This is a genomic window from Pseudoalteromonas sp. 2CM28B, from assembly GCF_023161935.1.
Genome location: NZ_JALNTH010000007.1, coordinates 145,631 through 158,315, shown reverse-complemented (window position 1 = coordinate 158,315; position 12,685 = coordinate 145,631). Strand labels below are relative to the sequence as shown.

The window sequence follows — 12,685 nt, the reverse complement described above, 5'->3', positions numbered from 1 at the left end:
ATGAGCACAGCAAACCCAATGAAAATATACTTTTTAGATAACTTTGATTCGTTTAGCTACAACCTTGTTGATGAACTAACCATGCTGGGCTGTGAGCTTGTGGTATACAGAAATAACATAAGCGCAGAGGTTATTTTTAATAAAATGCGCCAAGAGCCTGGGCAAGTATTATTAGTGCTTTCGCCAGGACCTGGTGCCCCCAGTGATGCTGGTTGCTTAATGGAATTAATCGAACTGGCTAAAGGCCACTTCCCTATGCTGGGCATTTGCCTGGGGCAACAAGCACTTACACAAAGTTATGGCGGAGTAATCGGCCACGCGGGCGAAACCGTACATGGTAAGTCATCAATCATTAATTTAAACCCGCATCCGGTGTTTGAAGGAATGGGCAACACCATGCCCGTAGCACGTTACCATTCATTAATGGCAACCAAGGTACCTGAAAATATTGAGGTAATTGCACAATTTGACGATATTCCTATGGCCATATATCACCGCGACGATAAAGCGTTAGGTTATCAATTTCATCCTGAGTCAATACTTACGCCAAATGGTGCAATGCTACTTCAACAAAGTGTTGCGTACTTAACGCGCACCAACTAATAGAGGACATTATGAGTACCCAAGCACAAGAGACCATAAATGTTCAATACGCTATTGAGCAACTTATTCAAGGCAAGTCGTTAAACTATGCCCAATCAAACGCATTATTTAACCAAATAATGCAAGGTAACATGAGCGAAATAGAGCTCACTGCATTGCTAATCAGCCTTAAAATAAAAGGCGAAGTAAGCGATGAAATTGCCGGCGCTGCAGCGTCAATGCGAGAAAACGCCGTTGCCTTTACAACCGCTAGCACGCAACTTGCCGATAGCTGCGGCACCGGGGGCGATGGCTCAAACACGATTAATATTAGTACTACCGCGGCTATTGTTGCAGCTGCCGCGGGTATTAATATGGTAAAACATGGTAATCGCAGTGTATCGAGTAATTCGGGCTCTGCTGATTTATTAAAAGCACTGGGCATTAATATTGATATGAGCCCAGCACAGGCTGCACATTGCCTTGAGCAAACCCATTTTACCTTTTTGTTTGCACCGCATTATCACAGTGGTGTACGCCACGCGATGGGCGTACGTACTGCGCTTAAAACACGTACCATTTTTAATATTTTAGGCCCGCTTGCTAACCCTGCTGCACCACACGTGCAATTACTGGGTGTTTACGATGAGTCTTTATGTATGCCAATGGCGCAAACCCTTAAAACATTAGGCACTAAGCACGCGATGATAGTGCATGGTTCTGGCACTGACGAAATAGCCCTGCACGGCCCAACTAACGTAGTTGAGCTAAACAATGGCGAAATAACGCAGTACACATTAAACCCAAGCGACTTTGACCTTGCAAACTATTCACTTGAACAACTAGCCGGTGAAGGCCCACAATACAACGCAAATGCGAGCCTTGCTATTTTACAAGGTAAAGGCAGTGATGCGCACAATGCTGCAATCGTGGTCAATGTGGCTGCACTTTTATACCTAAGCGGTAAAGTACAGTCATTAAAAGAAGGCGCACAACAGGTACAAACATTACTAAGTTCAGGCAAAGCAATGAACACATTAAATGCAATTATTGAGGTAAGTCATGGCTAATGTATTAGACAAAATTGTTGCTGATAAAAAACAAGAGCTAATAGAGCGTAAAGCCGCGCGCCCACTAGAGAGCTTTAAACACTTAGCAGTGCCAACTAGCCGCAGCTTTTATAAAGCGTTAGCAAAGCCGGGTACGCAGTTTATTTTAGAATGTAAAAAAGCATCTCCTTCAAAAGGACTAATAAGAGAGCCGTTTGATTTAACCGAGATCACCTCTGTTTATAAAAAATATGCTAGCTGCATGAGCGTACTTACAGATACTAAATACTTTCAAGGTAGTTTTGATTATTTAGAGTTTGTACGTAGCCAAGTAGAGCAACCACTTATTTGTAAAGACTTTTTTATTGATGAGTACCAAGTTTACATGGCACGTATTTATGGCGGCGATGCTATATTACTAATGCTTTCAGTGCTTGATGATGAACAATATAAAGCGCTACATGCAGTTGCCGACTCGCTTAACATGTCGGTATTAACCGAAGTAAGTAACGAAGAAGAAGTGCACCGTGCCCTTGCACTTGATGCGCAAATTATTGGTATTAATAACCGTGACCTTCGCGATTTAAGCACTGATTTAGCAACCACCGAAAAGCTACGTAAACTCATCCCACAAGATAAAGTGGTTATCTCAGAGTCAGGTATTTACACTCATCAAGATGTTAAACGCCTAGCGCCATTATGTGATGGCTTTTTAATTGGCAGTTCTTTAATGGCTGAGCGCGATTTAGAACAAGCCTGCAAAAAAGTGATTTTAGGTGATAACAAAGTGTGCGGTTTAACCCGAGCACAAGACGTACAGGCCGCTTACAACAACGGCGCAGTGTACGGTGGACTCATTTTTTACCCTAAATCGCCTCGTTATGTTGATTTAGATTGTGCGATTGAGCTGAGCCAAAGTGCGCCACTTAAATTTGTCGGTGTTTTTGTTAATGCAAACCCGCAGCAAGTGGTACAATACGCGCAAGAACTAAAACTTGCCGCAGTACAATTACACGGTCAAGAAAGTGACGATTACATTGCCGCATTACGTACACAGTTACCTAAAGGTTGTGAAATTTGGAAAGCACAGGCAATTAAAGATACATTGCCAACCCCAGCTACGGGCGTAGACCGCCATCTTTATGATACCCACAGCGATACACAAGCCGGTGGTACAGGTAAAGCATTTGATTGGGCAGTACTGCGCGACGCAACAACCCCCTTTATGCTAGCGGGTGGCTTAAATCCAGACAATATAAAAGACGCGCTTTCTCAAGGTGCCCTAGGCCTTGATTTAAATTCAGGCGTTGAAGAATCTGCGGGTAAAAAGTGCCCTATCAAATTACAAAATGCTTTTACAAGCATCAGAAATTATTGAGGTTATAATGCAAAATCCAGCTTATTTTGGCGAGTTTGGCGGTATGTTTGTACCTGAGCTACTTGTCCCTGCGCTTAAGCAGTTAGAGAACGAATTTAACAAAGCACAAAAAGACCCTGAATTTCAGGCTGAGTTTACAAAATTATTAAACGAGTATGCCGGTCGCCCTACGCCGCTTACATTAACGCGTAATTTAATTAAAAACCCTAAAGTAAAACTTTACCTAAAACGTGAAGATTTACTGCACGGTGGCGCACACAAAACCAACCAAGTACTTGGTCAAGCGTTGCTAACTAAACGTATGGGTAAAAAAGAAGTTATTGCCGAAACTGGAGCGGGCCAACACGGCGTGGCAACAGCCCTAGCCTGTGCATTACTTGACTTAAAATGCCGAATTTATATGGGTGCTAAAGACGTTGAGCGCCAACAGCCTAATGTATTTAGAATGAAATTAATGGGCGCAGAAGTTATTCCGGTAACCGCCGGCTCTGGCACATTAAAAGATGCGGTAAACGAAGCGCTACGCGACTGGTCTGCAAACTACCAAGACGCTCACTACTTACTTGGTACCGCTGCGGGTCCTCATCCATTCCCAACAATTGTACGAGAGTATCAAAAAATCATTGGTGAAGAAGCTAAACAACAAGTGTTAAAAGCAGAAGGACGCTTACCGGATGCCGTACTAGCCTGTGTTGGCGGTGGCTCTAATGCCATTGGTATGTTTACTGACTTTATTGACGAGCCAAGTGTAAAACTTATTGGTGTAGAGCCTGCAGGTAAAGGCCTAGATACCCAGGAGCACGGCGCTACAATTTGTAAAGGTACAAAAGGTATATTGCACGGTACCTATACGTACATTATGCAAAATGACGATGGCCAAATTGAAGAGTCATACTCAGTATCTGCCGGCCTTGATTACCCAGCAGTTGGACCACAGCACGCGTTTTTACACGAAACAGGCCGTGCTCAATATGTGGGTATTACCGATACAGAAGCCCTTGACGCGTTCCAAGCACTTGCTAAAAACGAAGGGATTATTCCAGCTCTTGAATCAAGCCATGCCCTTGCTTATGCGCTTAAATACGCCGAAGAGCAAACAGAAGAAAGCATTTTAGTGGTTAACTTAAGTGGCCGTGGCGATAAAGATTTAACCCACGTACACAGCGTTTTATCACAAGGAGGTCAACTATGAGCCAGTTAAATACAGATCGTTACGGTAAAACCTTTGCTGCACTTAATGAGCAAAAACAAGGTGCATTTGTACCATTTGTTACCATTGGCGACCCAGGTAAAGAGCAAAGTATTGCCATTATTAAAAGCTTAATTGATGGTGGCGCGGATGCACTGGAGCTAGGTATTCCATTTTCGGACCCAATCGCCGATGGCCCCGTTATTCAAGCGGCGAATATTCGTGCTCTCGATGTAAACATTAACACGCAAGATTGCTTTGATATTATTAAAGAAATACGCGATTACAATGCAGATATTCCAATTGGCTTATTATTGTATTCTAACCTTGTGTTTAAACGCGGTTTAGAAACATTTTATAAAGATGCTAAAGCGGCGGGCGTAGACTCTATTTTAGTTGCTGATGTACCACTGCATGAGTCTAAAATGTTTAGAAAAGCAGCCATGGCAAACGGTGTAGACCCAATATTTATTGCCACACCCAATGCCGATGACGATACTCTGCGCCAATGTGCATCTTACGGCCGTGGCTACACGTATTTATTATCGCGTGCGGGTGTTACCGGCACCGATACTAAAGCGCAAATGCCAGCGGGTAACATAGTAACTAAGCTAAAAGAATACCATGCAGCCCCTGCTTTATTAGGCTTTGGTATTTCTACGCCCGATGATGTAAAAGCCGCTCTAAATGCCGGTGCAGCTGGTGCTATTTCAGGCTCAGCCGTTGTTAAAATTATTGAAGCCAACCTTAATGATTTAGACGCGATGACAACGCAGTTAAAAGCGTTTGTAGCTGATATGAAAGCGGCCACCGCACTGTAAAAGCTTAAAATTTACGCATTAAAAAAGGGCATTTTAAATGCCCTTTTTTATTAAGCTCTACACTTAGTGAGCTTGATGCTTACCTTCTAAAATTTCTTCAATAAATTTTGCATTAAATGCTTCTAAATCTGCAGGGCTGCGGCTTGTTACTAAACCTTGGTCTACACTCACCTCTTCATCAACCCAGTTTGCACCAGCATTGATTAAATCACTTTTAATGCTTGGGAATGATGTAACGGTACGGTCGCGTAATTTATTAATTTCGGCAAGTAGCCAAGGAGCATGGCAAATAGCTGCAACGGGTTTGTTTTTCTCAGCGCCAAAAAAACCGTCTATAAACGCTTTTGCGTGCTTATCTTGGCGTAACGTATCTGGGTTAAATAAGCCACCTGGCAGCATGAGCGCATCGTAATCGCTGGCACTGGCATTTGTAACAAGTTTATCTACGCTTACTTTGTCGCCCCATTTATCTTCATCCCAGCCGGTGATTTCACCCTCTTTTACCGACACAATATCGATATCGGCGCCGGCATTAAGTAAAGCATCACGTGGAGATAATAGCTCACTTTGCTCAAAGCCATCGGTGGCTAAAATAGCAATTTTTTTGCCTTGTAAACGAGTGCTTGTTTGTAATGTAGACATAGAGATCTCCTTATTGCGTTTAATAAAATGTTTCAATCACCCTATTAAAAGCATAACCGATGCCAAATTTAACCTATTGAAAATAATGGATAATATAAATTCAAGCTGTCAAAGCTATGTAAATCATTTAGAGGGTTTGAACAATCTACATAGCTTAATTTAAAAGTGCGTATTAAAAACCAGCACACAAGCTTTGCTTATAAGATGAAGTAGTTAGGCATTAACTAAAAGCTGGGTATTTATTTTGTAGACGCACCCTATTAGCGGGGTGCGCCGAACTGTAATGTTATGATTAATAGCGCTAACTAAACCTAAAAAGGTAACCGGGCTATTAGCAAGTATTGATTGCAGGAACTAGTCGCTGGTACTGGTCACTGGTACCGGTCAATGCAAGTTGCTATTTAAAGGAGATCTTTTAATGCTTTGGCAGGTTTAAATACGGGTTTGTTAGCGCCTTCTATTTCAATGCTTTCGCCTGTTTGTGGGTTACGGCCAGTGCGCGCTGGGTAGTAGCTTAAAGCGAATGTACCAAATCCATTAATTTGCACTTGGTCGCCTTCAGATAACGATTTAGTAATTACTTTTTGTAAGCTAGTTAGGGCTGCTTGTGTGTCTTTTTTTGTTAGTTCACTGCGTTTGGCTATTTGGGCAACAAGTTGTGCTTTGTTCATTGTAGGCTCCTAAATGCACACTTAATCAGTGTTGGTTAAGCGTGGGAATTTGATGATGGATAATTAAAGCCACGCAGGCTAAGGCTTACAGGGCAACAAGTCAACCTTGTAGTTGCCTAGTGTTATGTGGTAAAAACTTCCCTGACTTCTTTTTGTATAATTTAGGTAGTATATGCACGCATTGATTGAATACATCCCGCTAATATTATTTTTTGCGGTATTTAAATTAGTTGATATTTACTGGGCAACAGGCCTTTTAATGGTCACTACGCTTATTCAAGTTGCGTATAGCTACTTTAAGCACGGCCATGTACCTGCCCGCCAATGGCTATTTTTTGCTATTGCAGCGGTGTTTGGCACATTAACCTTAGTACTCCACGATGAGCAGTATATAAAATGGAAAGCCACGTTAATTTACGCCGGCCTAAGCCTTACCTTATTAATTAGCCGCTACGTGCTGAATAAAAATCTTGTTAAAAAAGCCCTTAGCTCAATCCTCGAAAACGCCAACGACTCTAAACAGGCGATTGAAGTACCTGAGCCGGTGTGGAATAAGCTTAACTTAATGTGGGTTGCCATTACCGCAGGTATTGCAGTGCTGAATATTTACATTGCGTATAATTTCTCACTCGATTTTTGGGTTAACTTTAAAGTGTTTGGCTTAATGGCCATTACTTTTGTGAGTATTTTGATCACTATTTTTGCTTTGTATAAATACTTCCCTGATGAAGAAGAACCCGCAAAGTAAAACACCTTCGTCATAAAAATGTCGTCTTTGCTTGATAGCGTGTAAAAAAAATCAATCAGAGACGACCTTGAACGCCAATCAATACCGCTGGTTTGAATTTACCCTAATATTTGTTTTATTGCCTTTAATAGGCTTTACCCTTCGTAGTTACCTAGCTAACTGGCTAATACCCGCACTGATTGTTTTAATGAGTGTGTGCTGCATGTTATTACTGAACGACCCTCACTTTAAGCGATTTAGACTTACAAGCCTGGGGCAGTTTTCTGCGGTAAAGCGCCGTTTATTTAGTTTCTTTTTTTTAGGAGCGCTTTTTTCAGGCGTGTTTTACGGCATTATTCATCAAGAGAATTGGTTTAGTATGCCGCTGCACTCATTTTATAACTGGTTACTTTTACTGCTACTATACCCGCTGCTGTCGGTATTACCACAAGAGCTAATTTTCAGAACCTACTTTTTTCATCGCTATAAACGCATTATGCCCAAAAAAAGAGTGCGTATAGTGGTAAGCGCAACGGTGTTTGCCCTTGCCCATATTGTGTATGCCAATTGGGTGGCTGTAGGCTTAGCATTTTTAGGCGGGTTATTATTTTCGTTTACCTACGCGCAAAGCCGCTCAACCATAGTGTGTGTAATTGAGCATAGCTTATGGGGATTGTGGATGTTTACACTGGGGATTGGCAGTTCATTAGACTCAGGAGCTATAAGCTAACAAGCTAAGCCGCTATTCTAAACACAAAAAAGCCGCGTTAATACGCGGCTTTTGAAAACTTTCTTTTAGCCTAAAATCCAAATAACTTAAAGGCAAAAAACTTAGTCGCTACTGTGTTAATAAATATGGCTAATAAAATAACCGGAATAAACGTAGAAAGCGAAAAGTTAACGTATTTCTCCATAAAGCTACCGGCGTAATTTGGTGAGCCTTGGCTTAGCTCATCTGTTAGGCGCGCTTTTTTCCAGCGGTACATAACAAATAAACACACCATTAAACCATTCAGTGGCAATATAGTGTCGTAAAATACATCATAAACAATATCAAAAAAGCTTTTATTACCGCTGCCGTAACTAGTAAACGACGTTAGGCTATCAACCATACCAAACGACATAGTACACAATATAGTTAACACACCGGTGGCTAGCGTTAAAATACCTAAGGCTTTTTTACGGCTGATCCCTTTGCGGTCGCTAAGGGTCGCTGTAGGTACTTCTACAATTGATACAAGCGAAGTAATCGCTGCAAAAAACACTAATAAAAAGAACGAAAACGCCACTGCAGACGCGCCAAAGTAACCAATGTCATTTTGTAGTGCTAATAAAATTTTAGGTAAGTATACAAATATCATCGATACAGATGAGTCAGAAAGTGCGGCTGGGTCGGTATTAGGATCAAAACTAAATATAGCCGGTAACACCATTAAACCGGCAACAAATGCCACTAATGAGTCGGTAATAGCCACCATTTTAGCACTGCCAACAATGTCATCTTTTTTAGATATGTAAGAGGCGTACGTCATTAAAATACCCATACCTAGCGATAGTGAGAAAAACGCTTGGCTTAGTGCACCATTAAGCACGCTGGCGCTCATTTTAGAAAAATCAGGAATAACATAATATTTAACACCAGCCATGGCGTTATCAAGCGTTAATACATACGCTACAAGGGCAAGCAACATAACAAATAAAGCCGGCATTAAAAACTTAGCGGCTTTTTCTATGCCTTGTTTAACCCCACCCAATAAAATAAGGTTAACAATAATAACGACCACAGCCATGTAGCCAAAAACAGTGTAGCTATTTATAAAGCTGCCAAAATGGCTCGGATTTGCCAATGCATCTAAATTACCCATGGCGGTTTGGCTTAAGTAACCAAAAATCCACACGGTAATAACCATGTAAAATACGGCAATCATAAACGGCGTTAATACAGCCAAAAAGCCTGCAAACTTCCATTTTTTGTCGTTATTTGCCAGCGCTTTGTACGAACCAAGTGGATCTTTTTGCGCGTTACGACCCATGGCCATTTCAGCCATCATTACCGGTAAACAAATAAAAGCAACAAACAAAGCGTATACAAGTAAAAATGCACCACCACCATTTTTAGTTGCCGACACAGGAAAACCTACTAAGTTGCCAATACCCACTGCCGAACCTGCTGCAGCCAGTATAAAGCCAAGACGGGAGCTAAAATGCTCTCTATTATTGCTCATGTATTAACCTTGTTATTTTTAAGTTATTCAAGCGACTCTACCAGTGTTGTGCCGCGCTTTTCAAGCAATTACACACTAAAAATAATTAATAACTGTAAACCTAGCTTTAACGGTAATTTGTTCACCAACTATCAACGTTGTGCTAGTATTTGCGTTATTAAACTTAACATTTTTTTGAGAATTACTATGTTGTACATGATTTATTCAACCGACGTTGAAAACAGCTTACCGCTTAGAAAAGAAGCCCGCCCCGCCCACTTAGCACGTTTAAGCGAACTTGACTCTCAAAACCGTTTACTTGTTGCCGGCCCACTGCCTGCAATCGACAGTGAAGACCCGCAAGATGCTGGATTTACAGGCTCATTAGTCATTGCCGAATTTGATTCACTTGAAAAAGCACGTGAATGGGCAGCCTCTGATCCATACGTTGCAGCCGGCGTTTACGCAAACACCGTTGTAAAACCATATAAAAAAGTATTACCAGCGTAACGAACACCCTGAATTTAAAACGTTATTTAATTCAGGGTTGGTTCACTGCTAATTAATTAAGCTGGCCAACGTAAAAGCGCATATTGGACGTTTTTACTTGAGTTTTAGTAGCTTAGTTAATTAGAATAGCTGGGTTTGATCTAGGAGTTCCCGTCATGCGTGTATTATTAACCCTTGGTTTAATTGCCTGTATTAGCGTCAGTGGCGCCGTACACGCAAGTTCGACTGCTACCAAAGCAGTTAAAAAAACTGAGATCAGCAAAAAGAAAGCCGTAATACTTGCAAAAGAAGAAACTGACGGTAAAACCTTAAAAATTACAGAACAAGCAAAATTTTATACTGTACGTATACTCAAATCTGACGGCCACGTCGTTGATTTACATATAAATAAAAAAACCGGCGAAGTGAAAAAGGATTAGCAAATGCGAATTTTAGTTATAGAAGATGATTTACACTTAGCAGACAACCTACGTAATGCTTTAGAGAAAGAACGTTACAGTGTTGATTTATGTCACGATGGCGAAGCTGGCCTATTCCATATTACAGAATACCCGCTAGATATGGCGGTGGTTGATTTAGGCTTACCAAAAATTGACGGTATTGAGCTAATCAATAAAGCACGTGCACAAGGCGTGACGATCCCTATTTTAATCTTAACGGCGCGCGACCGCTGGCAAGACAAAGTTGAAGGCCTAGATGCAGGTGCCGACGACTACTTAACCAAGCCGTTTCATGTTGAAGAATTAATTGCGCGTTGTAACGCACTTATTCGCCGCAGTGCTGGTAAAGCAAACCCTGAAATGACAGCGGGTCCAATTAAAATTCACACTCGCTCGCAACAAGTTTGGGTTAACGACAAAGAACTTAGCCTTACTGCTTATGAGTACAAAGTACTTGAGTATTTAATGGTTAACCCGCAAAAAGTAATTTCTAAATCAGAACTTACTGAGCACATTTACGACCAAGATTTCGATCTTGATTCTAACGTTATCGAAGTATTTGTACTTCGTCTGCGTAAAAAATTAGACCCTGAAGGCACATTAAACCCAGTAGAAACACTACGTGGGCGTGGTTACAGGCTTAAAAGTCAGTGGTAGCATCGCAAATATCGCTTAAAATAAGGCAAGGATTTATCCTTGTCTTTGTTTTATTGGTGGCACTGCCTATTTTGTTTTACTCGATTGGTAAAGCGTATTACGCCTCATTAGTCGAAACCACCGAAAAAAATCTAGAAGCCCACTTATACTCCCTTATTTCTGAAGTCGACTTTACTGAGCGCGGCATTATTATGCCCAGCACAATTTTAACGCCTGAGCTTAATAACTTAAATTCAGATACCTACGCCATGATTTACCGCGATGATGTACCTGTGTGGCACTCAGAGTCGGCTGTAAACGTAAACTTTAAACCCGAGTACATAGAGCCTAAAGCAGGTGCGGCCGACTTTAGACGTGTAGTTTACAACAATGCGGTTTACTGGCAATTAAGCCTAACGGTCATTTTAAATAATATTGACCAATCTGAGCAGGCACGTTTTATATTACTCAAACGAAACGATGCATTGCTAAGGTTAATGGATGGCTTTAAACAAACCTTAGTCGATTGGATGTTTATAATGGGTATTGCGATTGCCGGTTTAATGGCAATTGGTTTTATTTGGAGCGGCCGGCCGTTACAACGTCTTGATAAAGAAATAAAAGCCATTGAGTCGGGCGATATTCAAGAAATTAAAGGCTTATACCCTGTAGAGCTGCAAACAATTAAATCAGACCTAAACTTATTACTAGAGTCGCAGCAACGTCAAAAAGAGCGCTACAGAGCCTCTTTAAGTGACCTAGCACATGCATTAAAAACGCCCCTTGCGGTATTAAAATCAAGCCCGCTTGCTAATGATGCCGATGCCCAAGAGCAACTTGATAGAATAAATGTGATGATCGAGCATCAGTTAAAACGTGCAGCTACTGGCGCCTCAGATACATGGAAAAAACAAACTCCAGTTAAACCTGTGGTTGATTCTATTTTAAGTGCAATGGCCAAGGTATACCGCGATAAAGACATTATATTTAATTGTACCGTGACCGATAAAGATTACTTTTTAGGTGACCAAACAGATTTAATGGAATTACTGGGTAATTTAATTGATAACGCCTGTAAAGCGTGTCGCTCGCAAGTAGAAATACAAGTTATTCAAAGTAAAACACTGTGCATAGGCATTAGTGACGATGGACCCGGTGTACCCGAGGATAAACGCGAGTCTTTATTAACCCGTGGTACCCGCCTTGATACTTATGAAAGCGGCCACGGTGTTGGTATGGCGATAGTCTCTGACTTGGTTAAATCTTATAACGGTCACTTAACGATTAATAAGTCGGACACCTTGGGCGGCGCACAATTTATTTTAGAGTTTAATTACAATGATAAAAAATAGCCTTTTAATCACACTTGCGAGCCTATTAGCCCTAAGTGCTAATGCCAGTGCCAGTGCGCAAGCACAGTGTACGCTTGAGCAAAACGCAACGCCAAGCCAAACTAAACGCTATACGCAGTGTTTAGACACCCAAATAAATCAGGCTAAATACAATCAGGGTACTTGGGTTCAAAAACGTAAATATGAACTCACTAAATTAGAAGAGCAAAGCGGAAATACGCAAATACTGATGTTGTTTAAGCGCAGCGTCGACAACCACCAAAAGTATATTGAAGCAAGCTGCCAATGGCGCTATATATTAAAACTGCCAAATGCCAGCCAAGCTGCTATTGATTACAAATTATGTGAACTTGCACTTATTGAACAGTTTACTCAAGTGCTTAAAAAGCCACTTTAAACGGGGATTAACACCCATAAAAAAGCGATTAATACTGTGTATTAATCGCTTTTTTTGTATCAAATATTTAATCAAATACGCAATTTT

Annotated in this window: 15 protein-coding genes; 12 read left to right on the top strand and 3 right to left on the bottom strand. The window is 41.2% G+C overall.

Going from position 1 to position 12,685, the window contains the following annotated elements; all coding sequences use genetic code 11:
* The 5 genes from MTN96_RS12310 to trpA are packed head-to-tail and all read left to right on the top strand — an operon-like array spanning position 1 to position 5,019.
* Positions 1-603, top strand: coding sequence for an aminodeoxychorismate/anthranilate synthase component II (locus MTN96_RS12310; protein WP_248531786.1), 603 nt, complete (start codon positions 1-3; stop codon positions 601-603).
* An 11-nt stretch (positions 604-614) separates the two neighbouring features.
* Positions 615-1,652, top strand: coding sequence for an anthranilate phosphoribosyltransferase (gene trpD, locus MTN96_RS12305; protein ID WP_248531779.1), 1,038 nt, complete (start codon positions 615-617; stop codon positions 1,650-1,652).
* Positions 1,645-3,009 carry a bifunctional indole-3-glycerol-phosphate synthase TrpC/phosphoribosylanthranilate isomerase TrpF gene (trpCF, locus tag MTN96_RS12300; protein WP_248531777.1) on the top strand — a complete coding sequence of 455 codons (1,365 nt, stop codon included), beginning with the start codon at positions 1,645-1,647 and terminating at the stop codon, positions 3,007-3,009. Before trpD ends, trpCF begins: the two co-directional genes overlap by 8 nt.
* A gap of 7 nt (positions 3,010-3,016) precedes the next feature.
* Positions 3,017-4,201: a tryptophan synthase subunit beta gene (gene trpB / locus MTN96_RS12295; protein ID WP_248531767.1), complete on the top strand. Its 1,185-nt coding sequence runs from the start codon at positions 3,017-3,019 to the stop codon at positions 4,199-4,201.
* Positions 4,198-5,019 carry a tryptophan synthase subunit alpha gene (trpA, locus tag MTN96_RS12290; protein ID WP_004586796.1) on the top strand — a complete coding sequence of 274 codons (822 nt, stop codon included), beginning with the start codon at positions 4,198-4,200 and terminating at the stop codon, positions 5,017-5,019. The genes trpB and trpA overlap by 4 nt, the downstream gene beginning before the upstream one ends.
* A 63-nt stretch (positions 5,020-5,082) precedes the next feature.
* Here trpA and MTN96_RS12285 read toward each other — a convergent pair whose 3' ends face one another.
* Complete coding sequence (locus MTN96_RS12285; RefSeq protein WP_004586797.1) at positions 5,083-5,661, bottom strand: type 1 glutamine amidotransferase domain-containing protein; 579 nt, start codon at positions 5,659-5,661, stop codon at positions 5,083-5,085.
* A gap of 401 nt (positions 5,662-6,062) precedes the next feature.
* Positions 6,063-6,332, bottom strand: a complete 270-nt coding sequence (locus MTN96_RS12280; protein WP_004586798.1) for an HU family DNA-binding protein — start codon at positions 6,330-6,332, stop codon at positions 6,063-6,065.
* Positions 6,333-6,504: 172 nt separating this feature from the next.
* Here MTN96_RS12280 and MTN96_RS12275 point away from each other — a divergent pair, with 172 nt between their 5' ends.
* Together MTN96_RS12275 and MTN96_RS12270 are read left to right on the top strand one after the other, a co-directional pair.
* The gene (locus tag MTN96_RS12275; protein ID WP_004586799.1) at positions 6,505-7,080 is read left to right on the top strand and encodes an inner membrane-spanning protein YciB; all 576 of its coding nucleotides are present in this window, start codon (positions 6,505-6,507) and stop codon (positions 7,078-7,080) included.
* A gap of 67 nt (positions 7,081-7,147) precedes the next feature.
* Positions 7,148-7,789 carry a CPBP family intramembrane glutamic endopeptidase gene (locus MTN96_RS12270; protein WP_024033448.1) on the top strand — a complete coding sequence of 214 codons (642 nt, stop codon included), beginning with the start codon at positions 7,148-7,150 and terminating at the stop codon, positions 7,787-7,789.
* Between the two features lie 70 nt (positions 7,790-7,859).
* Here the strand turns inward: MTN96_RS12270 and MTN96_RS12265 are convergent, their stop codons facing one another.
* Positions 7,860-9,284 carry a sodium-dependent transporter gene (locus tag MTN96_RS12265; RefSeq protein WP_096041560.1) on the bottom strand — a complete coding sequence of 475 codons (1,425 nt, stop codon included), beginning with the start codon at positions 9,282-9,284 and terminating at the stop codon, positions 7,860-7,862.
* Between the two features lie 186 nt (positions 9,285-9,470).
* On the opposite strand from MTN96_RS12265, the gene MTN96_RS12260 reads away from it, so the two are divergent.
* The 5 genes from MTN96_RS12260 to MTN96_RS12240 all read left to right on the top strand — a co-directional run bounded on the left by MTN96_RS12260 (position 9,471) and on the right by MTN96_RS12240 (position 12,598).
* Positions 9,471-9,773 carry a YciI family protein gene (locus MTN96_RS12260; RefSeq protein ID WP_004586802.1) on the top strand — a complete coding sequence of 101 codons (303 nt, stop codon included), beginning with the start codon at positions 9,471-9,473 and terminating at the stop codon, positions 9,771-9,773.
* Positions 9,774-9,928: 155 nt separating this feature from the next.
* Positions 9,929-10,192, top strand: coding sequence for a PepSY domain-containing protein (locus tag MTN96_RS12255; protein WP_096041559.1), 264 nt, complete (start codon positions 9,929-9,931; stop codon positions 10,190-10,192).
* 3 nt (positions 10,193-10,195) lie between these two features.
* A complete protein-coding gene (locus MTN96_RS12250) occupies positions 10,196-10,870 on the top strand; it encodes a response regulator transcription factor (protein ID WP_004586804.1) in 675 nt (224 codons plus the stop codon).
* Complete coding sequence (locus MTN96_RS12245) at positions 10,864-12,201, top strand: ATP-binding protein (protein WP_004586805.1); 1,338 nt, start codon at positions 10,864-10,866, stop codon at positions 12,199-12,201. The genes MTN96_RS12250 and MTN96_RS12245 overlap by 7 nt, the downstream gene beginning before the upstream one ends.
* Positions 12,188-12,598: a hypothetical protein gene (locus tag MTN96_RS12240; RefSeq protein WP_096041558.1), complete on the top strand. Its 411-nt coding sequence runs from the start codon at positions 12,188-12,190 to the stop codon at positions 12,596-12,598. Before MTN96_RS12245 ends, MTN96_RS12240 begins: the two co-directional genes overlap by 14 nt.
* Positions 12,599-12,685: the final 87 nt, after the last annotated feature.